The organism is Microbulbifer aggregans, from assembly GCF_001750105.1.
Lineage (GTDB): Bacteria > Pseudomonadota > Gammaproteobacteria > Pseudomonadales > Cellvibrionaceae > Microbulbifer > Microbulbifer aggregans.
This window is the reverse complement of the sequence record NZ_CP014143.1, coordinates 1,342,941-1,368,949: the sequence shown is the minus strand read 5'-3', so window position 1 is coordinate 1,368,949 and position 26,009 is coordinate 1,342,941. Positions and strand designations below refer to the sequence as shown.

The window sequence follows — 26,009 nt, the reverse complement described above, 5'->3', positions numbered from 1 at the left end:
CCGTCACTCCTTCCTGACCAAACGGGCGCCCTGTATTCCGGTGGCGTCGAGCCCGATCAGCCTTAGCGGGATCGACACAGTCTGCCCCGGTAAAATCGCGTCGCGATTCAACAGTCGCGCTATGTCCAGGCCATCAAAGATCACGGAGCCACTCTCACTGCCAGTGGCGATGAAATAGTTAGAGAGCAAGGCGTACTTGCCGCCCGTATTGATCAGCTCCAGGGAGGCACTGCCATCGATGTTTGGCGGCTGAAAATCCATGGCTGTATCGCCCCCGGTCCCGACGTGTACCGGTAAGCGCAGTGATGTCAGCAGCCGTATTTCGGCTTCATTCTCTGGCCGCCCCACCGCCAGTGGTAGTTCATCCACCCGTAGGTAATAGGATACGCTCTGCGGCGGTTTTTGTTGCCCTTGCCAGCTCACCACGACTTGTCGAGTCTCTCCGGGCTGCAATAGCACCTGCGGTGGCGATACTGATAACGGAATCTCTTTTTCCACCTGCCCCTGTTCTGGCACATGAGTGTATTGCGAGACACTCAGCTCGAGCGCCACGTCAACCGCCTTAGTTGAAGAGAGAGTCAGCACCGCGCGGGGGGATTTCTCGATATCAATTTCCAGCCGCGTTGGTGTCACCGACTGCGCGACAGCCGTGGAGATTCCCAAGCCGAAAATGAGGAGCGAAATCAGGAACACACGCACTGGAACGATCATTAGTTTTCTGAAATTAGTTGTGGGGCTCCCTGTACTCCACCTACTTTGAAGGTTCTGGTTGCGCCCGGTGTGATCAGCGTTCTTCCCGCGGCATTGGCCAAATCCAACTGACCAACCTCGTCACGCCCGAACTTCAACCGCAGCATGTCGATATAAATGAATTCATTGCCAGAATTCCGAATTGAGACGATGACTCCATCTCGGACTGGCCTGTAACTGGCCAGCTCGGGTTTTGACACGAACCCTTCACTGGTCACATGAATCGAGGCGCCAATACGCAGGATGGTTTGCACCCCGGATTCTGGTACGCCGCTCAGGCTCAGGGGCAACTCTTTGGCATAGAGAGTAAATGAGCGTGACTCTGCCAATGCGCCTCCTACCCATTGGATCCGCAGCGCCTGCGTCTTGCCTGCAGGGACCACAGCTTGCGGCGGAAAAATCACAAAATTGTCGTCCGCTGGCGTGGTGACTTCACTGCCATCCTCATTGATCTGGCGCTCAAAGATTTCAAATACGACGGGCAGATCGACGTTACGGGGGTTCCTCAAAACCAGAGTTTGGCCAGTGATATCCGCCGGCAACCGCAGCACGGTCACGGTGGGGTCGAGGGTGAAGGCCTGGGCGCTTTGTACAAACAGCGTGAATAGGAGGAGCCCCGTGAACAGGCCACTCATGTTCCGCATCATGGGTATTTATCCTTGTCCGTGTCCTAGGGTACCCGGCGTATGCCGGGCACCCACTCCTTTCTATAACGGCAGCTGGCTAGTTGGGTGTCACCGACGCCGTGATCGTGTCGGTGTAAATACCGGCAACCGTTGCCGGATTTAGCAGAGCCACACTGAGCCCCCGAGTCTGTACCGCGTTTGCCACCGCAGGCCAGTTATTGACGACTGCGGGCATCGTTAACTGAGTCGGCCCAAGTAAGCCACCACTCACCTGCAGCGTGTACCCGACCTGGTTTGGACCACTTACAAGGAAGCCTGCGTTGGCGGAGGTGAACGTCACCGTCAAGGTGCCTCCGTAGTTGCAGATCGGGCTCAATGATTCAGCGCCCTGGACATCCGTAGTGGTCATATCAAGGTCATCGAAGGGACCATTGACGAAAGCAGTGACATCACAGGTCTTGCAAAGCTTTCCGTAAAGTGGGATATCGACACTGTTGCCAGCGTATGCACCTCCTGCGGCAAGCATCGCTGTAGCAGCGCCTATGGCTAAAAGATTCTTCATGGGTCAGTTTCTCCTTTACAAACAAACCTCTCGGAGTATTGCGCGGCAGGCCTCCTGCTCCAGGTACGTTCACTCTCATGTCTGTACTCGAAGCGCTTTACAGAAAAGCTGATCCTATAAACGAGGCAGGAAGAATACCTACCTAATGCACATCTATGTTTCGATCATCTGACTGAGGCGGTTGACCGGCTCTAACAAAAAAGAGAGTGGCCGGACACAGTTGAGTGTATTAGGGACTGGTTATTTTGCGAGCAGTTACGGGCAAAGTGACGCAGGCTGCGTTCACTTCTCGTGTGAGTAGTGAAAAAGGTGACGGCGGCGGATAACGGCGCCAGGCAGGTGACGCTACAAGGCGTCTGGAAAAGCAGTGGATCGGCTGCTGAGGGATCAAGCTCGCGATGCTCTATATTAGGCGTATCCTGAGGATTACGAGAAGCACCTAAATCGCCGACCAGTCCTGCAGAAAAACCACGGAGAGATATCGCAGGCCCTTGCCGATCCCGACCAGCAGGATGAACAACCATAAATTGACGCGCATGATGCCGGCAATCAGGGTGAGGGCATCACCGCCGACCGGCATCCATGCCAGCAGAAGACTCCAGAAACCATAGCGCTGAAACCATTCCTGGGCCCGACCGATCTGTTTTTTCGAGAAATAGAACCAGCGACGATCCTGGAAGTGAAGCAAATAGCGTCCGAGATACCAGTTAACGACTGCGCCCAATGTATTGCCAATAGTCGCCACCACGACGAGCAATAGGGGATCTCCCCCTTCCCGCAGCAGGGCAAACAGAATCACCTCGGAATAGAACGGCAATATGGTTGCGGCCAGGAAGGCGGCAAAAAAAAGGATCAGCAGTTCGATAATCACCGGCTCACCCCTACCAACCAGCGAAACAGTGCAAACTGCGCCGGCAGGTAAAAAAGATATTCCGGATGCCACTGCACACCGATGATATTGCGGCCGCTATCGCTTTCCACCGCCTGGGTGAAGTCATCTAAGTCACGGCCCACCAAGCGAAGCCCGTCGCCAAGCCGAGCGATCGCCTGGTGATGGAGACTGTTGACCCTCAGTTTCTTCCGCTTGCATATCCCGGCGAGGGTTGAGCCATCCACAAGAAAAACCTGCTTGGTAGGTAGCAGCCCGGGGCGGTTGTAGGTGCGACGGCGCATCTTGCGGATATCGATATGCAAGGTACCGCCGCTGACCACATTGATCAGTTGCGCGCCGCGACAGATGCCAAGCAGCGGCAACTTCTGGCGTAGGGCATGCTCGATCCAGGCAATCTCCAGCTGGTCGCGCGCGGGGTCCGATTTCACTTTCGCCCGTACATCGCTTTCATAGTGCTCAGTGCCGATATCATCTCCACCGCCAATGATCAGCCCGTCCAGAGGTGCACCACTGGGGAGATGGCGCACGCTGATACGCTCCGGTATCGCACCCGCCAGACGTAGCGCCAGTGACGTACACCACCAGCTTGGTGACCAGCGGCGGCCATTGCCGGTCACACCAATTCGTGGTCTTTCAGCCATGTGTCTACGGTTTGCAACCATTGGGAGCGGTTGAGGCCCAGAAGTCCTGCGCTGGCATCCATAAATCGCTGGCAAAGATCATCAAGGTCCTCCGGGCGATTGGCCAGCTCCTCGACCACGCACCAGAGATTCCACTCGCCGGCCAGCGACCAGCTTGCCTTTTCGATCTGACAGTTCGGCAGACGGTAGTGAAAGGCAGGCCGCGCCTTGATCTTCGGATCATCGATGGCGCGACGCACGCGGTCACTGTCGATCTCCGAGAGAATCGGCAGCATGTCGAGCGCACGGTTGCGCGTCCCATTGTGCTGCAGGTAGTCACTGAAAATTTCATCCAGCGTCGCGCCGCCGCGCTCGATCAACTGGCGCACATATACTTCCGGATACAGGTCGATATAGGGGCTCACCCGACGCGCCGGATTGACTTGGTGGGCTTCCATCAGCCACCACTGGAGCAGAGAAAACGCCCGCAGGTAGGCATCCAGGGTCGCCGCATTCTGCCGTGGCAGCTCCGCATTGATGTGTACCCCGTAGGCCGCCAGCAGTGTCTCTTCGGTGCCGACAGCACCCGCATTGCGCAAGCCATCCACTAGCGGCAGCAGGTCGTCAAGACGCGACAGCCGCAGCGGCGGGCAAACCACTTCCGTGGGGACGAGAATCGCCGCTGTCCTGCTGAGGAGTTCCACCCAGTCCTCGTCCGGGCTCTTGCCGGCGGTGCGAAGCAGGAAGTCCCAGTCCAGCTCGACACGGAAATCGCCGGCATTCTCAACGTGTACCTCTCGTTGCGCGGGTGAAACTTCGGTAATGTCGCCGTTCAGAACCTGCTGGAGGACCTGTGCAGTTCTATCCAGGTCCACACCGGAAAACTCGAGTTCAAAACCCACACAACGCTCTCTGCCTGATTCCGTCACTGTTATCGGTGGCGAGTGAAAGACCTGACTTTCGTATGGCATGCACTTTCCCGTTTACAATTGGCGCACTGGCTCTTTTCCGACACCCTAACAGAAATAACCCCGTGCCGCAGATCAGGCCATCGATACCCGATCTACTGACAACATTAATAACATCGAACAGCAGGCTACACTGCTGCAACAGATTGAGTTCCCGAGCATGAAAGAAGAATTAGTGATCGGTGGCGTATCCGTCGCCCCCGGCGAGATTCGCCACATTGATCTCCCTGTTGTCCATCTCTATACCGGCACAGAGATGGCCATTCCCGTCTATGTACAGCGGGGAACCAAACCTGGACCAACCATGTTTGTTTGCGCGGCACTACACGGTGATGAACTCAATGGCATCGAGATCATAAGCCGACTGATCCGCAATAAGTCGCTCAAGTCACTTCGTGGAACGCTGATCGCGGTGCCGGTAGTGAATGTCTATGGGGTGCTGGAGCAGTCCCGCTACTTGCCTGACCGGCGCGACCTCAATCGGTCCTTTCCCGGTTCATCCAAAGGTTCCCTGGCCGCACGCATGGCTCATGTCTTTCTCGAGGAGATTGTCTCCAAGTGCGACTACGGTATAGACCTGCACACCGGAGCGATCCATCGCAGTAACCTGCCACAGATTCGCGCCAACCTGGATGAGCCGGAGACGCTGGCGATGGCACGGGCTTTCGGGGTCCCGGTACTGCTCAACAGCACACTCCGCGATGGGTCTCTGCGACAGGCAGCGGCAGACCAGGGCACCCGCATTCTGTTGTACGAGGCGGGAGAGGCACTGCGCTTCGATGAGTTCTGTATCCGCGCCGGCGAGAAAGGTGTGATTAATGTGATGCGACACCTGAAAATGCTGCCGCAGGTGCGCAGGAAATCCACTATCGAGCCGTTCGTTGCCAGGCGCAGTGGCTGGTTGCGCGCCAGTGACAGTGGCATCGTCAATCATCACAAGGCGCTTGGCGATCACGTGGTCAAAGGGGAGCTTCTCGCGACCATTTCCGATCTGTACGGTGAGGAGCTGGGCAAGGTGGAATGCAATGCGGATGGGATCGTTATAGGCCGGCAGAATATCCCGCTGGTGCAGGAGGGCGAAGCCATGTACCACATCGCCTATTTTCACGAACCCCATGAGGTGGCTGACAACCTCGAACTCTTGCAGGACAGCCTGTTGCCGGACGAAAATTTCTAGCCTGGAACGTAAAAGGCCCCCCCGGGGGCCCTTTTACGAGTCGACGACTGTCATCGCATCAGCGGTTTTTACGCAGCTGCTCCAGCACTTCCTTGCTGGGATAACCCTGGACCTCGACACCGATACTCTTCTCGAAGGCCTGAATGGCCTTGCGGGTTCCAGAGCCCGCCTTACCGTCAATTTCGCCTTCGTATAGTCCCTTCTCTTTCAGCAGCTTTTGCAGCTCTTCAACCTGAGCCGTGTCAATTGGCGTAAAAGGGCGCGGCCAGTCTTTTACCAGTCCCTTGCCGCCACCGATCTGGTCGGCCAGCAAGCCAACCGCCGTGGCGTAGCGATCAGAGTTGTTGTAACGCTTGATGACAAAGAAATTTTTCAGCATCAGGAATGCCGGTCCCTCGCGACCGGCGGGCAGCTTCAACTCGGCGATATCATCCGGGCGCGGGAAGGGCTTGCCATTGACCCGCTTGACGCCGAGCTTTTCCCACTCCCTCAGGGTGAGCTTTCCTGCGGGCAGTTTGCGCGAGGGAATGGTTACCTCGTAGCCCCAGGTCTCGCCACGGCGCCAGCCATTCTTGGATAACAGACTCGCTGCGGTGGCCAGGGCATCCGGCACGGAGTTCCAGATGTCACGCTTGCCATCGCCATCGATATCCACTGCATAGGCCTGGTAACTGGTGGGAATAAACTGCGTATGTCCCATGGCGCCAGCCCAGGACCCCACCAGGTGCTTTTCATCGACATCGCCGCTCTGGAGGATTTTCAGCGCCGCCAGCAACTGCTGACGACCGAACTTGCTGCGTTTGGGGTCGGCATAAGCGAGCGTCGCCAGTGAGCGCACGACATTGCGGATCACTTTCTCATTATCGAGAATGGCGCCGAAGCTCGACTCGATGGACCAGATCGCCAGCAGAACATTGGGATTGACCCCATATTGCTTCTCGATTTTATCGAGCCAGGGCTGCAGTTCCTCTTTCTTGGCCCGGCCCATGCGGATCGCGCGCTGCTGCACCCGGTTGTCAAAGTACTGCCACACCGGCGCCTTGAATTCCGGCTGATAGCTCGCCTTGTCCAGCACCCACTGATCCGGCGAGTCGATACCTGCAAAGGCGCGGTCGAAAACCTCAGGCGAGATGCCCTGTTTCAGCGCCGTTTTTCGAAAATCCTGCACCCATTGTTCAAAACCCTTGTCAGCGGCAGCGACAGGAATACTGACGACGAGCAAGAAAAGCAGAAACAGGGAACGTAAGCCGGGCAGCCTGTACATGAGGACTCCTTAAGGAAAACACGCTCGCTCAAGGGTAGAGCGAGCGTGGCGAAAGCGAAAGTCCAATCGGCTGCGCTGTGACGGGACGCAAATATCATCGTATGGAGATTAGGGGATCACGTAAAGCAGCACAGCAAAGTAATGCAGGATGGCTCCGGCAAGCACACACACGTGCCAGATAGCGTGGTGGTATGGGAGGCTGCGCCAGAGATAGAAAACGATGCCGCCCGTGTAGCAGATACCACCGAGCAGCAGCAGTAACAGCCCACCTGGGGCGAGACTGTCGAGCAGCGGCTTGGTGGCGGCCACCACCACCCAGCCCATCAGGGCACTCATGGTAATCGACAGCGCGCGGTATTTTTTCAGCGGGGTGAACTGAATCACCAGCCCCATCACCGCCAATCCCCAGATGATGCCGAACAGCCACCAGCCCCAGGACCCGAGTGAAAACGCCGCACCGCGCAGGGTGACCAGGGTGAACGGCGTATAGCTGCCGGCAATCAGCAGAAAGATGGAGGAGTGATCCACCGTGCGCAGGATCTGTTTCGCACGGGGGTCAATGGCGCTGTGGTATAGCGCCGAGGCGCCGAAACAAAGGATCAGCGTAGCGGCGTAAATGGCACAGCTGACGATATGCCAGGCATCGCCCCTCAGCGCAGCAAAGGCGCAGAGAACCCCAAGCCCGGCGATTGCCAGGACGGCACCCACACCATGGGTAACACTATTGGCGATCTCTTCCGCGACACTGTAGCGCGGGTGGTGAGTTGGGTTGGTGCTAGTCGACATAAGCCCCTCGCGGAATACGATTGGTAGCCTGCCACAAATTTGTGACCAATAGCTTAAATTCAGTCCAATGATCGTCTGCCGGGGCGTCCGGCGCAAGGCGCGTGACCGACTTGGGGTTCACGAAGACGGCCGGGCGGGTGCCCGGCCGTGGAAAGGAAGGGACTCAGACGCTGGGGTTGTGAATGCCCATCTCACATAGGGCCGAGGACTCCCGCACGATAGTTTCGTTGCGGTCGGGGCCGGTAGAGATGATATCGATAGGCGCGCCGACCAGCTCCTCGATACGGGCAATGTAGTCCCGCGCCGCCTGCGGCAGGTCGGCCTCACGGCGCACGCCAAAGGTGGTGTCGCTCCACCCCGGCATACTCTCGTAGACCGGTTCGACGCCTTCCCAGCCGGCGGCGTCGAAAGGCACTGGCACTTCTTCGCCATCGCGGTTGCGGTAACCGACGCAGATTTTCACTTCCTTGAGTCCGTCCAGTACATCCAGCTTGGTCAGGCACAGGCCGGAAATACTGTTGATGCGGATGGCATGGCGCACGGCCACTGCATCAAACCAGCCGGTGCGGCGTTGACGGCCGGTGGTGGCACCGAACTCGTGGCCTTTTTCACCGAGGTGACGGCCCACGTCACAGCCCAGCTCGGTCGGGAAGGGACCACCGCCGACGCGAGTGGTGTAGGCCTTGGTGATTCCCAGGACATAGTCCAAATAGAGGGGGCCGAAGCCGGAACCGGTGGCGGTGCCGCCCGCAGTGGTATTCGAGGAAGTCACGAACGGATAGGTACCGTGGTCGATGTCCAGCAGGGAGCCCTGCGCACCCTCGAACAGGATGTGGTCGCCACGCTCACGCGCCTGGTGCAGCCAGTCGGCAACATCGGTGATCATCGGCACCAGCTGGTCGCGCCACACCTTTGCCTCGGCCAGCGTATCCTCGTAGCTGACCGGATCCACCTTGTAATAGTGGGTCAGGGCGAAGTTGTGATACTCGAGCAATTCCTTCAGCTGGGCGCAGAAGCTGTCCCAGTTGCACAGGTCACCGAGGCGCAGACCGCGACGGGCCACCTTGTCCTCGTAGGCCGGGCCGATACCGCGGCCGGTGGTGCCGATGGCCTTGTCACCGCGGGCTTTCTCGCGCGCCTGATCCAGGGCCACGTGGACCGGCAGGATCAGCGGGCAGGCCGGGGACAGACGCAGGCGCTCGCGCACCGGTACGCTCTTCGCCTCGAGCTCTGCCATCTCCTTCATCAGCGCTTCCGGCGAAAGCACCACACCATTACCGATCAGGCAGGTGACGCTGGGGCGCAGGATACCGGAGGGGATCAGGTGCAGTACGGTCTTTTCACCGTCGATGACCAGGGTGTGGCCGGCGTTATGGCCACCCTGGAAGCGCACGACCAGTGAAACTTTCTCCGTCAGCAGGTCGACGATCTTGCCCTTGCCCTCGTCACCCCACTGGGTTCCGAGCACCACTACATTCTTGCCCATTGCGTAAATCTCTGAATCGTAAATTCCCGAAGGACAGCCCTTCGCCATGCCGGACCGGATGGCGGCGGGCCCAGGTTGCGTCCGCGGAGTATCCGCGTTCGCGCGTCAAAAAGATGGGCCGGGAAAGCGCGACGGCCACGCCCATCGAGTGGCCTGGAGCGACCTAAATACGCTCCGCGAATTCCAAAATCATAGACCGAAGCGTCAGCCGCGAGGCTGGACTAACCAGCCACCATCGCGTTTCACCAGCTCGCGGTCGCAGCGCGAGCGCACTTCGCTCTCGGCACCGTCAGGCAATGCCGCAATGACCACCTCACCGCCGTGCCGCAATGCTTCCACCGCCTGCCACAGGGTATCGTCATCGCTCTCGGGCGCGAGGATGGCGCCGCCCTCTTCCCAGGCATCCTGACCCAGCTGATTCAACGCCACCAGGTCAGTACTGAATCCGGTGGCCGGTCGCTCGCGCCCGAAGACGGACCCGATGCCGTTGTAACGTCCGCCATTGGCCAGCGCCTGGCCGTGGCCCGGCGTATAGGCGGCAAACACCAGGCCGGTTTCGTAGTCGTAGCCGCGGACTTCACTCAGGTCGAAAAACAGTTCCACTGACGGATAGCGCCGCGCAAGGGCATCCGCACAGCGCTGCAGGTCAGCGAGCGCAGCCTCAAGCGCAGCCGGTGCCTCAACGAAAGCATCACGAGCCCTGGCCAGGCAATCACTGCCACCAGCGAGATCCGGGAGCGCGCGCAGCCACTGGGCACAGCGCGGGTCGTCCACATTCTCCGTTACCCAACGGTGGATATCGGCAGCGGCCTTGCTCTGCAGGAGCGCAAACAGTGACTCTTGCTGCTCGGCATCGAGTCCGGCGGCCTCAGCGAGGCTGCGGTAGATGGCCACGTGACCGAGATCCAGGTGAATTTTCTCGATGCCCCCTGCCACCAGGGTCTCCAGCATCAGGGAGATCACCTCGATGTCAGCATTCAGGCTTTCGACCCCGTAGAGCTCCGCGCCGATCTGAATCGGCGCACGGGAGCCATGCACACTGCGTGGGCGGGTATACAGGACCTGCCCCGCGTAACAGAGCCGGTTGGCACCGGCCCGGGGAAAACTGTGGGCGTCGATCCGCGCGGCCTGCGGCGTGATATCGGCGCGAATACCGAGCGAGCGGCCGGACAGCTGATCGGTCACCTTGAACGTGCTCAGGTCGACATCGCGCCCCATTCCAATCAGCAGTGAATCGGTGAACTCCACCATCGGCGGAATGATCAGCTCGTAGCCCCAGCTGTGGTAAAGGTCCAGCAGTCGGCGACGTAGGGTCTCGATGCTCTTGGCATCGGCGGGGAGGATCTCGGCGATGCCTTCCGGCAACATCCAGCGATCGGCTTGACTCATGGCGATTGGTAGCTCAGGACTGTCGCAACGGTACATGTTGGGAGGGCCAACACCGTCCCCACCCGGGGAATTCGGAGCCGGCAGGTCGGCGAAAAGCCGGATCCCACACACGAAAAAACCGGGCAACGCCCGGTTTGCGTGAGTTTATCATCAAGTCCCTACGGGACGGTAGGGGCGCGTGTCACGGTCCCTACCCTGATCAACCCTATTGCTGGCCCTGCGCGTCCTTCAGGTAGCGGAAGAACTCGCTGTCCGGCTCGATCAGCAGCATATCGGCGCGGTCGTTGAACGACTCCTTATACGCCTTGAGGCTGCGGGTAAAGCGGTAGAACTCCGGATCCTTGCTGAAGGCACCTGCGTAAATGGCAGCTGCCTGCGCATCGCCAGCACCGCGCAACTCCTCCGCCTCGCGATAAGCTTCGGATTCGATCTCCACGACCTGGCGGTCTGCGTTGGCGCGAATGCGCTCTGCGGCTTCCTCACCCTTGGCCCGGTGGTCCCGCGCCTCCAGCTCCCGGCCAGCGCGCATACGCTGGAACACGGACTCCGAAACCTCGGGCGGCAGGTCGATGCGCTTCACGCGCACATCGATCACCTCGACCCCGAGGTTGGTTTTCGCCACCTCGTTCAGGTTCTTGGTGATTTCCGCCATCAGCTCGTCCCGCTGACCGGAGACAACCTCATGCAGGTCGCGGACACCGAACTGGTTCCGCAGCCGGTCGTTGATCTGCTCCGACAGCAGGCGCACGGCGTTCCGCTCGTCGCCGCGGGTGGCCACGTAGTGACGCTCGACGTCGAGGATGCGGTACTTGGCGTAGGAGTCCACCATCATGAACTTGTTTTCCGAGTTCAGCATCCGCACCGGACTGGAATCCACAGTCTGGATACGGGCATCGAAGCGACGCAGCTGGTGCACCAGCGGAAGCTTGAAGTAGAGACCCGGCGTGTAATCGCTGCGGACCACTTCACCGAAACGCAGCAGGACTGCCTTCTCGGTTTCCTTGATTACGAAAGCACTGCTCGAAATCGCCAGCAGGGCGACCAGCAGAGCGGCAATGATGACTAGCGTTCTGTTGTTCACGTCCTACCTCCTAGCGAATATTGCCGCCGCGGCGATTGTTGTTGACCTCGCTGCGCAGACGCTCGATCACGCGCTGAGAGACTTCCTCGATCACTGCCGGGGACACTTTTTCACCGCGCTTGCTGGAGCTGTCGGCACTGCGTTCAGCCAGCTTGTCCAGGGGCAGGTACATCATGTTGCTGCCGCCCTCGACATCCACCATCACCTTGGAGGTATTGCTCATCACTTCCTGCACGGTATCCAGGTAGAGACGCTCCCGCGTCACGGCCGGCGCCTGCTGGTATTCCTGCAGCAGTTTTTCGAAGCGCACGGTTTCACCGCGGGCCAGCTCGACCACCTGGGTCTTGTAGGCTTCCGCCTCTTCGAGAATCCGCTGAGCGCGACCGCGTGCCACCGGGATCACCTGGTTGGCATAGGCCTGGGCCTCGTTCCTGAAACGCACCTCGTCCTCGCGGGCCTTGGTGACATCGTCAAAGGCGTCCTGAACCTCACGCGGCGCCTTGGCGTCGGTCAGGTTGACCACATCGATGCGGATGCCGGTCTGATACAGGTCGAGATACTCCTGCAGACGCTCCTGGGTATCTGCGGAGACCTGGGTACGACTCTGGGAGATAACACCATTGAGTGAAGCGGAGCCCACCACATGGCGCAGGGCGCTGTCGGTTGCTTCCTGCAGGCTCTTGAGCGGGTCGCGTACACGCAGCACGTAAGACTCTGCATCGTCGATATGCCACTGCACCGTAAGGACCACTTCAACGATATTGGCGTCTTCGGTCAGCATCTGTCCGGTGGTGCGTTCGGTCCGCACTTCCGTCACGTTGACCTTTTCGACGTGATCGACGATCGGCGGGTTCCAGTGCAGACCGGCACCCTCGGTGGAATGATATTTACCGAGACGCAGCACCACGGCGGATTCGTTCGCGTCCACCTGGTAGAAGCCCCACAGACCGTAGAGCACGGCGACAACAATCAGCGCCGGCACCCAGGGAAATTTGCCACCGGATTCGGGCGCGGAGGATGATGATCCACCGCCGAAAAGGCCGTTTAGTTTCTGCTGCAGCTTTCTCAGCAGCTCATCGAGATCCGGCGGGCCGTCGTTGCGATTACCGCCACCCCCGCCCCAGGGATCCTTGTTATTACCACCCGGCTCGTTCCAGGCCATCGAAATACTCCAACTCAGTTCATTAAGCTTTTATACGGGCCAGATTCTAGCACCCTTCGGCACCGAAATGCCGCCGCCCGCCGCGCTCAGCGGACATCTGCCGCCTTATCGACCTGCCAGCGTGGCGCTGTCGGGCTGTCTTTGTACGGTGCAAGCAGCCGCTCTAGATCGCCACGGGGCAACGTCAGGTCCAGTTCGCAGTCACCATTATCGAGGTAGCGCTCGGCGCGCACCGCATTGATTTCATGCAATTGTGCACGCAGGCGCCCCTGCTGCGGTGCCACTACCAGGTAGCCGGTCACCATCTCCTCGCCGAGGCGTTCGGCAATGGCTTCCACGAGCAGATCACAACCCTCACCGGAGACCGCCGACAGCCACACTGCCCGCGGCACACCCTGTTCGTCGCGATCGATTCCAGGGCCCCGATCCTTCAGCAGGTCAATTTTGTTGTAAACCAGCAGCTGGGGCAGGTCCCCAGCGCCGATTTCCTGGAGAACCTCCTGCACCTCTTCCATCAGGTGCAGACGATCCTCTGCCGCCGCATCGACCACATGCAGCAACAGTGAAGCGTTGCTGGCCTCCTCCAGAGTGGCGCGAAACGCCTCAACCAATCGGTGCGGCAGGTGGGAAACGAAACCCACGGTGTCGGCGAGGATCATCGCCCCAACATTGGGCAGCTCCACCCGCCGCATGGTTGGATCGAGCGTGGCAAAGAGCTGGTCCTTCACGTAGACGCCGGCATCGGTCAGCCGGTTGAACAGGGTAGACTTGCCGGCGTTGGTATAACCCACGAGAGAGACTGTGGCGACTTCCGCCCGGGAGCGGGCCCGACGCCCCTGCTCACGCTGGCGGCGGACCTTTTCCAGCCGCTTCTCGATCGAATCAATCCGCGCCCGCAGCAGCCGACGGTCGGTCTCCAGCTGAGTCTCACCTGGACCGCGCAGGCCGATGCCGCCCTTCTGGCGCTCCAGGTGGGTCCAGCCACGCACCAATCGCGTGGACATATGCCGGAGCTGTGCCAGCTCTACCTGCAGCTTGCCCTCGTGGGTGCGTGCCCGCTGGGCAAAGATATCCAGAATGAGCCCCGTCCGATCCAGCACACGGCAGTGCAGCTCCCGCTCAATATTGCGCTCCTGGCTGGGCGACAGAATGTGATCGAAGATGACCAGCTGCGCCCCGTGCTCCTTCACTGCGGAGTGGATCTCTTCCAGTTTGCCGCGCCCCACAAAGGTCTTGGGATCCGGTGTGGCGCGCTGGCCGAAGATAAATGACACCGGATCGGCGCCGGCGGAGAGCGCCAGCTCCTCGAACTCGCGCGGGTCCTCCGGACTGTCGATCGCGGACAGCTCCAGATGCACCAGCACGGCCAGTTCACCGGATTTCGGTCTTTCAAAAAACAAGGGTAACTCTCTTAAGGGAGCAAATTTTTCGCACAGGGCAGGGAAATGTTATCAGGCGCACTGCGCCGCTCACGGCGACTCACCGGGCTTGCAGGCCGCGGTTTGCCCGCGTCCAAACGGCAGGCGCCCCGGCAAGCCGGGGCGCTGCGGATGGCAACGCGACGCTACCGGCGCCGCGTACTGTCCAGATACGGGGTCGATTCAACCGAAGGTATCCCGTTCACCACCCTCGCTTTGGCCTTCACCACCCGGCTGGGCGGCGGGATTCAGCAACGGTACCCGTACCGCGCGGGATGGGACCACAGTGGAAATAGCATGCTTGTAAACCATCTGGCTGACGGTGTTTTTCAACAGAACGACAAACTGGTCGAAGGATTCGATTTGCCCCTGAAGCTTGATACCGTTCACCAGATAGATGGAAACCGGGATGCGCTCTTTGCGCAGAACATTGAGGTAAGGGTCTTGTAAGCTGTGCCCTTTTGACATCTTTTTTCTCCTTGTCAAAAGCTGGAAGCAGTATGCATCCCATAATCGCACCCGCGAAACCCGCGAGCTAAAGAACGGTTACGGTTGAATACGCGTATCGGTAATAGAGCCCAAAATAGGCAGGCTCTGTGAAACAAACTGACTGAACGGGCCGCCAATAGGATGACCCATCCACGTTATGGCTGCTCATGTGAGAAATTTCAAGGCTTCCGTTAACATTTCGTCATTTTTGCGCACCCGCCCCTCAGCATCCTGAGTATAGATTTGCGCCAGGTCCGGCCAGCGCCGCAACCAGGTCAGCTGGCGCTTGGCCAGCTGGCGAGTGGCGGCGATCCCCGCCTCCACCATTTCGTCATAGCTGATGCGGCCATCCAGATACTGCCAGACCTGGCGGTAACCCACCGCACGGATTGCGGGCAGGTCCTCGTGCAGGTCCCCCCTGTCACGCAGCTTTTTCACTTCGTCGACAAAGCCCCGCTCCAGCATGAGGCGAAAGCGCAGGGCAATCCGCTCATGGAGTAACGCCCTGTCCCGCGGCAACAGCGCCAGTTGTCTCAACTCGTAATGTTCGGCCACAGAATCCCGCGCTTGTTCCCGGCGGAGTGCCGAAAGCGGCTTACCTGTCAGACGATAGACTTCCAGGCCCCGCTCGATGCGTACGGAGTGGTTGGGGTGCAGCTCTGCCGCGAGCTCCGGATCCACCGCTGCTAGCTCGCGGTGCAGGGCCGGCCAGCCCTCCCGCTCGGCCCGCGCCTCGATCTCTGCGCGGATCTCCGCATTGGCTTCAGGAAGGCTCGCCATACCCTCGAGCAGGGCGCGGAAATAGAGCATGGTGCCACCCACCAGAAGCGGAATGCGTCCGGCAGCGACAATATCGGCCATCGCCTGCAGCGCGTCCCGGCGGAAGCGGCCGGCGGAGTAGGATTCAGAGGGGTCGCAGATATCGATCAAGTGATGGGGGTAGCGCGTCAACTCCTCAGGGCTCGGCTTGGCAGAACCGATATCCAGGCCCCGGTAGACCAGCGCTGAGTCGACACTGATCAGCTCTACCGGCAGCCGGTTCGCCAACGCCATGGCCAGGTCCGTCTTACCGGAGGCGGTGGGGCCCATGAGAAATATTGCGCGCGGCTTGTTCGCCAACTCAGCCTCCAACTTACTCTCCAATTTACCGGTCAAAATGGAGTGTCCCGGAGCGGCACGTCACTGGCCGCGCAAAAACCACTTGTCCATGTCTGCCAGTTTAACCTGCGTCCAGGTCGGGCGACCGTGGTTGCACTGCCCGCTGCGCTCGGTGCGCTCCATGTCCCGCAGCAGGGCATTCATTTCCGGCACGGTCAGCTTGCGGTTGGCACGCACGGAACCGTGGCAGGCCATGGTGGAGAGGATCTCGTTGATGCGCCCGCCGATACGATCGCTGCCGCCCTCAGCCAACAGGTCAGACAATACGTCCCGTACCAGCTGCTCCACTTCGGCTCCATGCAGCATGGTGGGCACCTGCCGCACCAGCAGGGTCTCCGGACCCGCCCGCTGCAACACGAAGCCCAGAGAGGTAAACACTTCTGCGCGCTCCTCGAAGCAGTCGGCTTCGCGCTGGCTCACCGCCAGGCTGACCGGCACCAGCAGTGGCTGCGCCTGGATACCGCCGCTGGCGTGGGCGGCCTTCATCCGCTCATAAACGATCCGCTCATGGGCCGCGTGCATATCCACGACGATCAGACCGTGCTGGTTCTGGGCGAGGATATAGATCCCATGCAACTGCGCCAGTGCGTAACCCAGTGGCGGCGCTTCCTCGTCGCTCTCCGGTGCCAGAGCACCAGCAGCTGCCGGCGTCGGGCCGCTCCACGGCCGGGCACCGGGTGATGCCGTCAGACCCGATGCACCCGGGGACGGCGCAGGCTCGGCCACACCAGAATCACCCTGATAGGGCTGATGCAGGGTGGAATAGCCCTGCATCTGCTGCTGAAGGTCGCCAACCGACGGGCCCGAGGACAGGGGCATCCGCTGCTGGCCACCAAATTCTCCTGCCGCCACTCCCGCCACCGGTTCCAGACGGTTCTGTGCCGGCTCGGCGGCCCCCTCCTCCGCCCCGCGGTCGCCAGGGCGAACGGACGCCAGTGCCCGGTGCAGGCTGCCGAAAAGGAAGTCGTGCACCAGGCGGCTGTCACGGAAGCGAACCTCGTGCTTGGTCGGGTGAACGTTGACGTCCACCGACGCCGGATCCAGTTCCAGATACAGAACAAACGCGGGATGGCGACCGTGATAGAGCACATCGGCAAAGGCGCGACGCACCGCATGGCTTACCACTTTGTCGCGAATCGCGCGGCCATTCACATAGAAGAACTGCAGGTCTGCCTGGGAACGGGAGAAAGCGGGCTCCGCGACCCACCCCCACAGCCGCAGGCCGCTGCGCTCCACATCGATATGCAAGGCGTTCTGCATAAACGCGGGCCCGCACACCTGGGATACGCGCCGTTCCATTTCCACCCGCCCGCTGCCGGCACGCAGGTTGTGGATACCCTTGCCATTGTGGCGCAGGGTAATGGAGACATCGAAACGGGACAGCGCCAGGCGCTTGATGGTGTCATCGACGCGGTTGAATTCGGTTTTCTCAGTGCGCAGGAACTTGCGCCGGGCCGGGGTATTGAAGAACAGATCCCGCACATCCACCGTGGTCCCGCGGGGATGGGCCGCCGGCACCAGCTGGGCCTGCATGTCGCGCCCCTCGGCACTCACCTGCCAGCCCTTGCCGGAATCGTCACGACTGCTGGTCATGGCGAGGCGCGCAACCGAGGAGATACTGGCCAGGGCCTCGCCGCGGAAGCCGAGGGTGGCCACCGCCTCCAGATCCTCCAGGGCATGGATCTTGGAAGTGGCGTGGCGGGCCAACGCCATCGGCAGATCCTCCTGACCGATACCGCGACCGTTGTCGCGCACCTTGATGCGCTTGATACCGCCGTTTTCGATCTCGACATCGAGGCGGCTGGCGCCGGCATCGAGACTGTTTTCCAGCAACTCCTTAATGACGGAGGCCGGTCGCTCCACCACCTCACCGGCGGCGATCTGGTTGGCGAGGCGCGGTGAGAGCTGCGCAATCTTGTCGTGCATAAAACAACATCGGCCCGCTACGCGGGCCCCTGCAGGAAAATTTCTGTGGCGGGTCGCACTCAGCTCGACGGAATGCTGAGGGTCTGCCCAACCCGGATCACCGCCGAATCGATGCCATTCAGCTTCTTCAGAGAGGCAACCGACACATTGTATCGCGCGGCAATCCCGGAAAGGGTGTCACCACGGGCGATGGTATGGCGGCGGTCCAGTCGATCCTGGTTGGCCGCCAGCCAGCTGCCCGCCGGCGGGCGCGTCGTAAAATGGGCCACTATACCGTCGCTGAGTTTTTGTGCCAGCCGGCGCTGGAACGAGGGGTCACGCAGGCGCCGTGCTTCCTGCGGGTTGGTGATAAAGCCGGTCTCCACAAGGATCGAAGGCACGTCCGGTGAGCGCAATACGGCAAAGTTGGCCTGTTCAACCCGCTTCTTGTGCAAGTGCGTGACGCCACCCAGTTGCTGCAGGACGCTGGCTCCAATATCGAGGCTGGCATTCATAGTGGCGGTCATCGAGAGATCCAGCAGCACACCGGCCAGAGTGTCATCCTTGTCCCCCAGGTTCAGGCTACCGGCACCGCCAATCAGGTCCGACTCGTTTTCCCGCTGGGCCAGGAAACGCGCCGTTTCACTGGTGGCACCCCGGGAAGAAACGGCATAGACACCGGCACCGCGGGCGTCCTTCCGGGTAAAGGCATCGGCGTGAATCGAGACGAACAGATCAGCCCGCAACTGGCGCCCCTTGTTGACCCGATCGCGCAGCGGAATGTAGTAGTCACCGGTGCGTACCAGTTTCGCCTTGAAGCCCGGCCGGGCATCGATCGCTTTGTGCAGCTGACGGCTGATGGCCAGCACCACATCTTTCTCTCGCAACCCGCCGGGGCCGAGCGCACCGGGATCCTCACCGCCGTGGCCGGCGTCGATGGCGATCACCACGTCGCGCTCCCGGCTGACCTGCAGCAGGGTCTTTTCCTCCTGCACCACTTTGTCATGCAGGTCGATTACCAGGCGGTCGGGCAGATCACCGTGACGGCGCAGGGCAAAGCTGCGCGGGTTGGTCTGCTGTTTCAGGTCGAGCACAACACGCAGGTCGCGCTGATTCTGCCGCGCGTGCCGCACCGCTGCGATGGGTGTGTTCTCGAGCTCCAGCCCTGCAAGTGCTGCCGCCAGCTGCGCATCGCTGATATCGATTACGACGCGATGGGGTTCGGCCAGAGTGAACAGCTTGTGTTCGGCCGGTTCACTGAGGTCGAACACCAGACGGGTGTGGTCGGGGGCTCGCCAGAGCCGCACACCTTCGATTTCGGTCGCCAGCACCGGCGCCGTCAGTACCAGCGCCACCACGAGGGCGAACAGTCGCAGCGGGATTCGCTTCATCCTTCCTGTCCCGTCGGTTATTGCCTTTATCGGGTCAATCCATCAATACACAGCGGTCTTTTTACTGTATTTACAGCAATTTTTCCGCGGCCGCGAGCACTCTTTCACCATTGGGTGAGTGTGCACCAATCCTGATCTTCCGCCCGGCACCCGAAACCTCGAGTGAAACCTCGAGATCCGGCTCCGGCAGGATGCCGACACCGCGCTGAGGCCACTCCACCAGGCTCAGGCAGCCGGGGGCGAAGTAATCCCTCACTCCCATAAATTCGAGTTCCTCGGGGTCACCGAGGCGGTAGAGGTCGAAATGGTAAACGCGCCAATCCCCCATTTCGTAGGGTTCCACCAGGGTATAGGTAGGACTCTTGACCGCTCCCTCGTGGCCGAAAGCCCGTAATACGCCACGGGAAAAGGTCGTTTTACCCGCGCCCAGCTCACCGAACAGGTACACGGTGATACCGGCAGACAAGCCGTTGGCGAGACAGGCCCGGCCCAGGCCGATACCCGCAGCGACGGTTGTTTCCTCGTCCGGCAGATCCCGCTCCAGCCTTCGCTCCATTGTCCCCCCCTTTCACTGGACCATCACGACACAACCACCCGGCCACTGCCATAGTGGCCGTTCAATCCACTAACCGCCGCACGAATGGCAGCAGGTCTGTTGCCAGGAGTCCACGCTGTCCTTCGGCTGCGGCGTGATCGCCGGCTGCGCCGTGCAACCAAACCGCCAGCCGCACTGCATCAACCAGGGGCATGCGCTGGCCGATCAACGCCGCGATGATTCCCGTCAGCAGGTCTCCCATGCCCCCCGATGCCATACCGGGATTACCGCCATTGATCAGGTCGACGCCACCGTCGTGAGCGATCAGGGTTCCCGCCCCCTTAAGTACAACTACCCCACTGAACTTGGCCTGAACCTCGCGCACTGCTGCGAGCGGATCGGCAAGCACCTCGGCCGTATCCCAGCCCAGCAAACGCGCGGCTTCACCGACATGGGGAGTCAGCACCCAGTCATCACGGCGTACACCGGCCAGTACGCGGCCACCGGCGAGGATATTCAGTGCGTCAGCGTCCACGACCAGCGGCACCTCAGCCCGGCCTGCGCGCGCAAGCAGCTGCTCACCCCAGGGCGCTCGCCCGAGTCCGGGTCCGACAGCAATCACATCAGGGATCTCCAGCAACGGCTCCAGTTCCTGACCGGAGATCACCGGATGCGCCATGACCTCGGGGCAGCGGGTCAGCGCCGCCGCCAGGTGTTCCGGCCGGGTCGCCAGTGAAACCAGGCCTGCGCCGGCACGGGCGGTGGATTCCGCAGCCATCAGCGCCGCACCACCAAAGCCGGTGTCCCCGCCGACCACGAGCACATGGCCAAACTGATTCTTGTAGGCATCGGCACGACGCGGGGCCAGGCGCGGCACACTTTCGCCGGTATAGCGCCAGGCCAGCGGGTCGAGACTCCGATAGACCTCGGCAGGAGCGCCGAGATCCTCAAATATCACCTCGCCGCACAACGCCGGCCCGCGCCCGCAGAAAAGCCCCAGCTTGCGGCCGATGAAGGTGACGGTCACATCCGCCTGCACGGCCCGATCGCCGTGGCCGGTGTCGGCGTTCAGCCCTGAGGGGACATCCACCGCCAGCACCGGCGCGACACTGCGATTGATGCGCTCTACCGCATGGCCAACCGGCTCGCGCAGCTCACCGCTGAACCCGGTGCCGAGGAGCGCGTCGACGATCACCGTGTCTCCGTCCTCCGCATCCAGCTCTGTCAGCGACTGGACAACGTGTACGCCTTCCCGCACAGCATACTCATAGGCCGTCCGCGCATCGCCGGATAGCTTTTCGGGCGGCACACAGGCATAGGCCGCGACAGGGATCTGCTTCTGCGCCGCCAGCGCCGCCACCACATAACCATCGCCGCCGTTGTTGCCGCCGCCACAGTACACCTGCAGTCGACGCAGGTCGGGCCAGCGAAGCATCAGCTGGGCAAATGCGCGGCGACCGGCGCGCTTCATCAGGGCAATCGAGGGGATATCCAGTGCAGCGATTACGCGCCGATCCAGTTCCCGGACCGATTCAGCGCTGTACAGGGGTTGAGGCGTATCCATGCAGCTCCCGCGGTGTGGTCAATTTTTAATCTGTGGCAAAATAGCCGACGCCGGCCCGATTCCGGGCCAGAATGCGCGGCAAAGTATACCGTTACGGGCGCGCGAATTGTTCCCCACAGCGAGAGAGTCCATGAATCGGGCGGTCCTCGCCGAGCTGGCTGACCTCATCAAACTCTGGGGGCGCGAGCTCGGCTTTCAACAGATCGGCATTACCGACTGCCAGCTGACGCAGGATGCCGAGCACCTGCGCGCCTGGCTGGACGCCGGGCACCACGGCGATATGGACTGGATGGCAGCCCATGGCGACAAGCGCTGGCGCCCCGAGCACCTCGAGCCGGGAACACTCAGGGTCATCAGCGCGCGCCTCGACTATCTGCCGCCGGATACGGAACCCGTGCGAGTGCTCAAGGACTCCTCCAAGGCCTATGTCTCGCGCTATGCCACGGGCCGCGACTACCACAAGTTGATCCGCAAGCGACTCGCTCAGCTCGGCGAGCGGATTCGCCACTTCTGTGAGGAGCGCGAGATCGAGACGTCCGGGCGGGCGTTCACCGACAGCGCGCCGGTCATGGAGCGCGCCCTGGCACAGAAAGCCGGACTGGGCTGGATCGGCAAAAACTGCATGGTGATCAACAGTGGCGCGGGCTCATGGTTCTTCCTCGGCGAACTGTTCACTTCCCTGCCACTCCCCATCGACGAGAGCGATGAACCCAACCAGTGCGGTGACTGCAGCGCCTGCCTGAAAATCTGCCCCACTGACGCATTCGCAGGCCCTTACCAGCTGGACGCCCGCCGCTGTATTTCCTACCTCACCATCGAGAACAAGGGGCCGATACCCGAGGAATTCCGCGAGCCCATGGGCAACCGGGTGTTCGGCTGCGACGACTGCCAGATCATCTGCCCCTGGAACCGTTTCGCCCACCCCACGGCAGAATCAGACTTTCACCCCCGGCACGGCCTTGCCGACGGCGATCTGCTGACGCTGTTCCAGTGGAGTGAAGAGGAGTTCCTCGAGCGAACGGCGGGTTCCGCCATTCGTCGCATCGGTTACGAGCGCTGGCGACGCAACCTGGCGGTAGCCCTGGGCAACGGTGAGGCGAGCGCCGAAGCGATCGCGGCATTGGAATCTGCCCTGGAGGATTCGACCCCGCTGGTAGCCGAGCATGTCCGCTGGGCCCTGGAGCGACTGCGTAGTGGACGCCGACGCCGACGCAAAATCCGCAGGACACAGACGGAACGCTAAAGCCTGTTATTACAGCTGGTATTACAGCCGAAAGAAGTGCTCGCGATAGTGTTTGAGCTCATTGATGCTATCGCGGATATCATCCATGGCCAGGTGGCTGCTGTGCTTTTTCACACCTTCCAGCACGTCCGGGCGCCACCGGCGGGCGAGTTCCTTCACCGAACTCACATCCAGGTTACGGTAATGGAAGTAGCTCTCCAACTGCGGCATGTACTTCACGAGAAAACGGCGATCCTGGCCGATAGAATTGCCGCACATGGGGGAAGCCCCTTCCTGCACCCATTGACCGAGAAACTCGAGGGTTTCCCGCTCAGCCTCCCTCTCGGTAATGTGCGATTCCCGGACCCGCTTCACCAGACCGGAGCTGCCGTGCTGCTCAGTGTTCCAGTCATCCATCGCCGCCAGCAGCGCATCGCTCTGGTGAATAGCCATGGCCGGCCCTTCAGCGAGGATATTGAGGCGGGAATCGGTAATGATGGTGGCGATCTCGATGATGCGCTCTCTCTCCGGGTCCAGCCCGGTCATTTCCAGATCGATCCAGATAAGATTGTTTTGATCCACGGGCGGCCTCCTGTTTGCTGCGGAGAACGGTAGCGCAAAGGTCCGGCGAAGCAAAGGGCACTGGACCTTTCGGCATGACAGGGATGCCGCCGCGTGAAAAACGACGCCCCTGGGCGCCCCTCAAGCTATAATCCGCGCGAACTTTACGGGAGCCGGCACAGTGCAACATACCCGCCGATGAGCAAGCGCAAACTCAATCGTCGCCAGCAGTGGCGAATCGCCAAGATCCAGGAAGAGCGGGAGGCCCGTGCGCGCAAGAAAGCCGAAGGTGCTGAACAGGCACTGGAAGAAGCCGACCTGGGCCCCGAGCAGACCGGGCTGGTGATTGCCAACTATGGCACCCAGGTACTGGTGGAGAGCCTGGCGGAGCCCTCCCTGCGCCAGCGCTGTCACGTGCGCGCCAATATCGAGACGCTGGTCACCGGCGATCGGGTTGCCTGGCGATCTGCCATCAGCGAGCGCACCGGTGGCCTCGGTGTCGTCGGTGCCCGCCTGGAGCGCACTTCGGAGCTGCAGCGGCCAGACCGCTACGGCGACCTGAAGACCGTCGCGGCCAACATCGATCGTATCGTGATCGTCATCGCACCGAGGCCCGAGCCTTTCGCCAATGCGATCGACCGCTATCTGGTCGCCGCAGAGAGCACCGGCATCGCGCCCCTGCTGCTGCTGAACAAGATCGACCTGATCGACGACAGCAATCGTGAGCAACTGCAAGATCTATTGGAACCCTACCCCGCGCTTGGCTACCCGGTGCTGAAACTTTCGACCAAAACCGGCGAGGGGCTCGAGCCACTGCTGGCGACGCTGGCCAAGGGCACCAGCGTTTTTGTTGGCCAGTCCGGTGTGGGCAAATCCTCTCTCATCAATGCGCTGCTGCCGGAGGCGGGTGCTCGCACCGGTGCCCTGTCCGAAGCGACCCAGAAAGGCACACACACCACTACCGCGGCGGAACTCTTTCACCTGCCCAGCGGTGGCGATCTGATAGACTCGCCCGGCATCCGCGAATTCGGCCTCTGGCACATGAGCGAACAGGCTCTGCTGGAAGGCTTCGTGGAATTCCGCCCGTTTATCGGTCACTGCCGTTTCCGCGATTGCCGCCACCAGGGTGAGCCAGGCTGCGCCATCAATGAGGCGCTGGCACGTGGCGACATCAGCGAGCGGCGCATGAACAGCTTCCTTCACCTGCGCAATAGCCTGCAGGAAGAGTAAGTGACCACCGACTAACCGGAACAGGGAGAGTCTCTTGTCAAAATCACTGCCCTTGATTATCGAACCGGAAGCCCTGGCCGCCCAACTGGAGCGCGAGGATCTGCTGCTGGTGGATCTCAGCGCGCCCGCCAACTACCAAAGCGGGCATATTCCCGGCGCTATTCATCTGCCGTTCCAGGCGCTGATGGCGGGCACCCCACCGGCCCCGGGGAAACTGCCTTCCCTGGAGCGGCTGACCGAACTGTTTCGCAGCATCGGCCTGCGCCCGGAACAGCATGTCGTTGCCTTTGATGACGAGGGCGGCGGCTGGGCAGGGCGCTTCCTGTGGACACTCGAAGTAATCGGTTACCATAACTACAGCTACCTGAATGGCGGTATGCATGCCTGGCGAGCCGCCGGCCTGCCGCTCACTACCGAATTGCCGGCCATTCAGCCCAGCGATATCGAGATCGAAATTCATCGCCAACCCATCATGGAAGCGGAAGACATCCAGCAGCAATTGGGCGATGCCACCTTCCAGGTCTGGGATGCACGTTCGCCGCAGGAGTACCGGGGCGAGAAAGTGCTGGCGATGAAAGGTGGCCATATTCCGGGTGCCGTGAATTGCGAGTGGACCCAGCTGATGGACCCGCAGCGTGATCTGCGCATCCGCGAAGACGCCCGCGATTTTCTCGCCCGACTGGGACTCGACGACCAACATCGCATCGTGACCCATTGCCAGAGCCATCACCGTTCAGGATTTACCTGGCTGGTGGGCAAGTCCCTGGGATTTGATATCCGCGCCTACCCGGGCTCCTGGAGCGAATGGGGCAACCTGCCCGACACCCCCACTGAACAGTAATTTTTTGAGTTTTTTATGAATCCAAAGTTATTTGCCGCACTGCAATATCTCACCCCGCAGCACACGCTCTCCCGTGCGGCTGGCTGGCTGGCAGAGACACGCAACACCTGGATCAAGGATCGCTTCACCGGCTGGTTCGTGGACAAGTACGGCGTGGACATGGATGAGGCGCAGGAACCGGATTACACCGCCTACGCGAACTTCAATGATTTCTTCACCCGGGCACTCAAAGACGGTGCACGCCCGATCGTCGACGGAGAACAGGCCCTGGCGTGCCCGGCAGATGGCCACGTCAGCCAGCTGGGTGAGATCCACAACGGCCGTATTTTCCAGGCCAAGGGCCATGATTACAGCTTGCTGGAACTGGTGGGGGGAGACCCGCAGGTGGCCGCCCAGTTTACCGGCGGAACTTTTGCCACGGTTTATCTCTCACCGAGGGACTACCACCGCGTCCATATGCCGGTGGACGGCGTTTTGCGCAGTATGGTGCATGTCCCCGGCCAGCTGTTTTCCGTCAACCAGGTCACCACCGAAGAGGTTCCGCGCCTGTTTGCCCGAAATGAGCGGGTCGTATGCCTCTTCGATACTCCCGCCGGTCCCATGGCCATGGTGCTGGTCGGCGCGATGATTGTGGCCAGTATCGAGACGGTCTGGGCTGGTCTGGTGACCCCGCACAAACGGCGAATCCGCACCACCCACTACGGCGACAGCAAGCCGATTGCACTGAATAAGGGGGAGGAGATGGGCCGCTTCAAACTGGGCTCCACCGTGATCCTGCTGTTCGGCGCCGACCGGATGAAATGGCTGGACTCACTGGGTGCCGAGAGCCCGGTGAAAATGGGTGAACATCTGGGAGACCTGCAGAAGGACACCAACTGAGGACTGGGTTACGGCGGCTCCGCACGATAACGGAGTCGCCAGCCGAGAAAGGT

Annotated in this window: 25 protein-coding genes; 5 read left to right on the top strand and 20 right to left on the bottom strand. The window is 61.0% G+C overall.

Annotated elements, in window-relative coordinates:
• Nucleotides 1–3: 3 nt before the first annotated feature.
• From AUP74_RS05900 to AUP74_RS05875, 6 genes are all read right to left on the bottom strand, one after another.
• Nucleotides 4–711: a fimbrial biogenesis chaperone gene (locus AUP74_RS05900; RefSeq protein WP_069946768.1), complete on the bottom strand. Its 708-nt coding sequence runs from the start codon at nucleotides 709–711 to the stop codon at nucleotides 4–6.
• Nucleotides 711–1,397: a fimbria/pilus periplasmic chaperone gene (locus AUP74_RS05895; RefSeq protein WP_069946767.1), complete on the bottom strand. Its 687-nt coding sequence runs from the start codon at nucleotides 1,395–1,397 to the stop codon at nucleotides 711–713. Before AUP74_RS05895 ends, AUP74_RS05900 begins: the two co-directional genes overlap by 1 nt.
• A 76-nt stretch (nucleotides 1,398–1,473) precedes the next feature.
• Nucleotides 1,474–1,938, bottom strand: a complete 465-nt coding sequence (locus AUP74_RS05890; protein WP_069946766.1) for a hypothetical protein — start codon at nucleotides 1,936–1,938, stop codon at nucleotides 1,474–1,476.
• A 439-nt stretch (nucleotides 1,939–2,377) separates the two neighbouring features.
• Entirely contained in the window at nucleotides 2,378–2,809 is a 432-nt protein-coding gene (locus AUP74_RS05885) for a YqaA family protein (RefSeq protein WP_226999905.1), read from the bottom strand.
• On the bottom strand, nucleotides 2,806–3,471 hold the full coding sequence (locus AUP74_RS05880; protein ID WP_069946765.1) for a gamma-glutamyl-gamma-aminobutyrate hydrolase family protein: 666 nt from the start codon (nucleotides 3,469–3,471) through the stop codon (nucleotides 2,806–2,808). Before AUP74_RS05880 ends, AUP74_RS05885 begins: the two co-directional genes overlap by 4 nt.
• Nucleotides 3,444–4,352, bottom strand: a complete 909-nt coding sequence (locus AUP74_RS05875) for an amidoligase family protein (protein ID WP_237475151.1) — start codon at nucleotides 4,350–4,352, stop codon at nucleotides 3,444–3,446. The genes AUP74_RS05880 and AUP74_RS05875 overlap by 28 nt, the downstream gene beginning before the upstream one ends.
• Before the next feature lie 226 nt (nucleotides 4,353–4,578).
• On the opposite strand from AUP74_RS05875, the gene AUP74_RS05870 reads away from it, so the two are divergent.
• Complete coding sequence (locus AUP74_RS05870) at nucleotides 4,579–5,595, top strand: succinylglutamate desuccinylase/aspartoacylase family protein (protein ID WP_069946763.1); 1,017 nt, start codon at nucleotides 4,579–4,581, stop codon at nucleotides 5,593–5,595.
• Between the two features lie 58 nt (nucleotides 5,596–5,653).
• Here the strand turns inward: AUP74_RS05870 and AUP74_RS05865 are convergent, their stop codons facing one another.
• The 13 genes from AUP74_RS05865 to AUP74_RS05805 form a co-directional block, all read right to left on the bottom strand.
• Complete coding sequence (locus AUP74_RS05865; protein WP_069946762.1) at nucleotides 5,654–6,859, bottom strand: lytic murein transglycosylase; 1,206 nt, start codon at nucleotides 6,857–6,859, stop codon at nucleotides 5,654–5,656.
• A 108-nt stretch (nucleotides 6,860–6,967) separates the two neighbouring features.
• On the bottom strand, nucleotides 6,968–7,645 hold the full coding sequence (gene trhA / locus AUP74_RS05860; RefSeq protein ID WP_069946761.1) for a PAQR family membrane homeostasis protein TrhA: 678 nt from the start codon (nucleotides 7,643–7,645) through the stop codon (nucleotides 6,968–6,970).
• Between the two features lie 163 nt (nucleotides 7,646–7,808).
• Entirely contained in the window at nucleotides 7,809–9,131 is a 1,323-nt protein-coding gene (locus tag AUP74_RS05855; RefSeq protein ID WP_069946760.1) for an adenylosuccinate synthase, read from the bottom strand.
• Between the two features lie 204 nt (nucleotides 9,132–9,335).
• Entirely contained in the window at nucleotides 9,336–10,520 is a 1,185-nt protein-coding gene (locus AUP74_RS05850) for an ATP phosphoribosyltransferase regulatory subunit (protein WP_069946759.1), read from the bottom strand.
• A gap of 205 nt (nucleotides 10,521–10,725) precedes the next feature.
• On the bottom strand, nucleotides 10,726–11,601 hold the full coding sequence (gene hflC / locus AUP74_RS05845) for a protease modulator HflC (RefSeq protein ID WP_069946758.1): 876 nt from the start codon (nucleotides 11,599–11,601) through the stop codon (nucleotides 10,726–10,728).
• Nucleotides 11,602–11,611: 10 nt separating this feature from the next.
• Entirely contained in the window at nucleotides 11,612–12,763 is a 1,152-nt protein-coding gene (hflK, locus tag AUP74_RS05840) for an FtsH protease activity modulator HflK (protein WP_069946757.1), read from the bottom strand.
• Nucleotides 12,764–12,849: 86 nt separating this feature from the next.
• Nucleotides 12,850–14,163, bottom strand: coding sequence for a ribosome rescue GTPase HflX (gene hflX, locus AUP74_RS05835; RefSeq protein ID WP_069946756.1), 1,314 nt, complete (start codon nucleotides 14,161–14,163; stop codon nucleotides 12,850–12,852).
• A gap of 201 nt (nucleotides 14,164–14,364) precedes the next feature.
• Nucleotides 14,365–14,649 (bottom strand): RNA chaperone Hfq, encoded by a 285-nt coding sequence (hfq, locus tag AUP74_RS05830; protein ID WP_069946755.1) that lies wholly within the window; start codon nucleotides 14,647–14,649, stop codon nucleotides 14,365–14,367.
• 186 nt (nucleotides 14,650–14,835) lie between these two features.
• Nucleotides 14,836–15,759 (bottom strand): tRNA (adenosine(37)-N6)-dimethylallyltransferase MiaA, encoded by a 924-nt coding sequence (miaA, locus tag AUP74_RS05825; RefSeq protein ID WP_069946754.1) that lies wholly within the window; start codon nucleotides 15,757–15,759, stop codon nucleotides 14,836–14,838.
• A gap of 90 nt (nucleotides 15,760–15,849) precedes the next feature.
• Nucleotides 15,850–17,754, bottom strand: a complete 1,905-nt coding sequence (mutL, locus tag AUP74_RS05820; protein WP_069946753.1) for a DNA mismatch repair endonuclease MutL — start codon at nucleotides 17,752–17,754, stop codon at nucleotides 15,850–15,852.
• A 59-nt stretch (nucleotides 17,755–17,813) separates the two neighbouring features.
• Nucleotides 17,814–19,124 (bottom strand): N-acetylmuramoyl-L-alanine amidase, encoded by a 1,311-nt coding sequence (locus AUP74_RS05815; RefSeq protein ID WP_069946752.1) that lies wholly within the window; start codon nucleotides 19,122–19,124, stop codon nucleotides 17,814–17,816.
• Between the two features lie 70 nt (nucleotides 19,125–19,194).
• The gene (tsaE, locus tag AUP74_RS05810; RefSeq protein WP_069946751.1) at nucleotides 19,195–19,680 is read right to left on the bottom strand and encodes a tRNA (adenosine(37)-N6)-threonylcarbamoyltransferase complex ATPase subunit type 1 TsaE; all 486 of its coding nucleotides are present in this window, start codon (nucleotides 19,678–19,680) and stop codon (nucleotides 19,195–19,197) included.
• A 61-nt stretch (nucleotides 19,681–19,741) separates the two neighbouring features.
• Nucleotides 19,742–21,223, bottom strand: a complete 1,482-nt coding sequence (locus tag AUP74_RS05805) for an NAD(P)H-hydrate dehydratase (RefSeq protein ID WP_069946750.1) — start codon at nucleotides 21,221–21,223, stop codon at nucleotides 19,742–19,744.
• A 130-nt stretch (nucleotides 21,224–21,353) separates the two neighbouring features.
• Here AUP74_RS05805 and queG point away from each other — a divergent pair, with 130 nt between their 5' ends.
• The gene (gene queG, locus AUP74_RS05800) at nucleotides 21,354–22,466 is read left to right on the top strand and encodes a tRNA epoxyqueuosine(34) reductase QueG (protein ID WP_069946749.1); all 1,113 of its coding nucleotides are present in this window, start codon (nucleotides 21,354–21,356) and stop codon (nucleotides 22,464–22,466) included.
• Nucleotides 22,467–22,487: 21 nt separating this feature from the next.
• Here the strand turns inward: queG and orn are convergent, their stop codons facing one another.
• Nucleotides 22,488–23,027: an oligoribonuclease gene (gene orn, locus AUP74_RS05795; RefSeq protein ID WP_083260846.1), complete on the bottom strand. Its 540-nt coding sequence runs from the start codon at nucleotides 23,025–23,027 to the stop codon at nucleotides 22,488–22,490.
• 177 nt (nucleotides 23,028–23,204) lie between these two features.
• Here orn and rsgA point away from each other — a divergent pair, with 177 nt between their 5' ends.
• Genes rsgA through asd form a run of 3 tightly spaced genes read left to right on the top strand, consistent with a single transcriptional unit; the run spans nucleotide 23,205 to nucleotide 25,956 of the window.
• Nucleotides 23,205–24,236, top strand: coding sequence for a small ribosomal subunit biogenesis GTPase RsgA (gene rsgA, locus AUP74_RS05790; RefSeq protein ID WP_069946748.1), 1,032 nt, complete (start codon nucleotides 23,205–23,207; stop codon nucleotides 24,234–24,236).
• Between the two features lie 34 nt (nucleotides 24,237–24,270).
• Nucleotides 24,271–25,077, top strand: coding sequence for a sulfurtransferase (locus AUP74_RS05785; RefSeq protein ID WP_069946747.1), 807 nt, complete (start codon nucleotides 24,271–24,273; stop codon nucleotides 25,075–25,077).
• Nucleotides 25,078–25,092: 15 nt separating this feature from the next.
• Nucleotides 25,093–25,956 carry an archaetidylserine decarboxylase gene (asd, locus tag AUP74_RS05780; RefSeq protein WP_069946746.1) on the top strand — a complete coding sequence of 288 codons (864 nt, stop codon included), beginning with the start codon at nucleotides 25,093–25,095 and terminating at the stop codon, nucleotides 25,954–25,956.
• Nucleotides 25,957–26,009 lie beyond the last annotated feature (53 nt).

What these genes read in the sequence shown, in the direction of transcription:
- AUP74_RS05900 (WP_069946768.1), bottom strand. Translation starts at nt 711, where the DNA reads ATGATCGTTCCAGTGCGTGTGTTCCTGATTTCGCTCCTCATTTTCGGC.
- AUP74_RS05895 (WP_069946767.1), bottom strand. Translation starts at nt 1,397, where the DNA reads ATGATGCGGAACATGAGTGGCCTGTTCACGGGGCTCCTCCTATTCACG.
- AUP74_RS05890 (WP_069946766.1), bottom strand. Translation starts at nt 1,938, where the DNA reads ATGAAGAATCTTTTAGCCATAGGCGCTGCTACAGCGATGCTTGCCGCA.
- AUP74_RS05880 (WP_069946765.1), bottom strand. Translation starts at nt 3,471, where the DNA reads ATGGCTGAAAGACCACGAATTGGTGTGACCGGCAATGGCCGCCGCTGG.
- AUP74_RS05870 (WP_069946763.1), top strand. Translation starts at nt 4,579, where the DNA reads ATGAAAGAAGAATTAGTGATCGGTGGCGTATCCGTCGCCCCCGGCGAG.
- AUP74_RS05865 (WP_069946762.1), bottom strand. Translation starts at nt 6,859, where the DNA reads ATGTACAGGCTGCCCGGCTTACGTTCCCTGTTTCTGCTTTTCTTGCTC.
- trhA (WP_069946761.1), bottom strand. Translation starts at nt 7,645, where the DNA reads ATGTCGACTAGCACCAACCCAACTCACCACCCGCGCTACAGTGTCGCG.
- AUP74_RS05855 (WP_069946760.1), bottom strand. Translation starts at nt 9,131, where the DNA reads ATGGGCAAGAATGTAGTGGTGCTCGGAACCCAGTGGGGTGACGAGGGC.
- AUP74_RS05850 (WP_069946759.1), bottom strand. Translation starts at nt 10,520, where the DNA reads ATGAGTCAAGCCGATCGCTGGATGTTGCCGGAAGGCATCGCCGAGATC.
- hflK (WP_069946757.1), bottom strand. Translation starts at nt 12,763, where the DNA reads ATGGCCTGGAACGAGCCGGGTGGTAATAACAAGGATCCCTGGGGCGGG.
- hfq (WP_069946755.1), bottom strand. Translation starts at nt 14,649, where the DNA reads ATGTCAAAAGGGCACAGCTTACAAGACCCTTACCTCAATGTTCTGCGC.
- miaA (WP_069946754.1), bottom strand. Translation starts at nt 15,759, where the DNA reads ATGGGCCCCACCGCCTCCGGTAAGACGGACCTGGCCATGGCGTTGGCG.
- mutL (WP_069946753.1), bottom strand. Translation starts at nt 17,754, where the DNA reads ATGCACGACAAGATTGCGCAGCTCTCACCGCGCCTCGCCAACCAGATC.
- AUP74_RS05815 (WP_069946752.1), bottom strand. Translation starts at nt 19,124, where the DNA reads ATGAAGCGAATCCCGCTGCGACTGTTCGCCCTCGTGGTGGCGCTGGTA.
- tsaE (WP_069946751.1), bottom strand. Translation starts at nt 19,680, where the DNA reads ATGGAGCGAAGGCTGGAGCGGGATCTGCCGGACGAGGAAACAACCGTC.
- AUP74_RS05805 (WP_069946750.1), bottom strand. Translation starts at nt 21,223, where the DNA reads ATGGATACGCCTCAACCCCTGTACAGCGCTGAATCGGTCCGGGAACTG.
- queG (WP_069946749.1), top strand. Translation starts at nt 21,354, where the DNA reads ATGAATCGGGCGGTCCTCGCCGAGCTGGCTGACCTCATCAAACTCTGG.
- rsgA (WP_069946748.1), top strand. Translation starts at nt 23,205, where the DNA reads ATGAGCAAGCGCAAACTCAATCGTCGCCAGCAGTGGCGAATCGCCAAG.
- asd (WP_069946746.1), top strand. Translation starts at nt 25,093, where the DNA reads ATGAATCCAAAGTTATTTGCCGCACTGCAATATCTCACCCCGCAGCAC.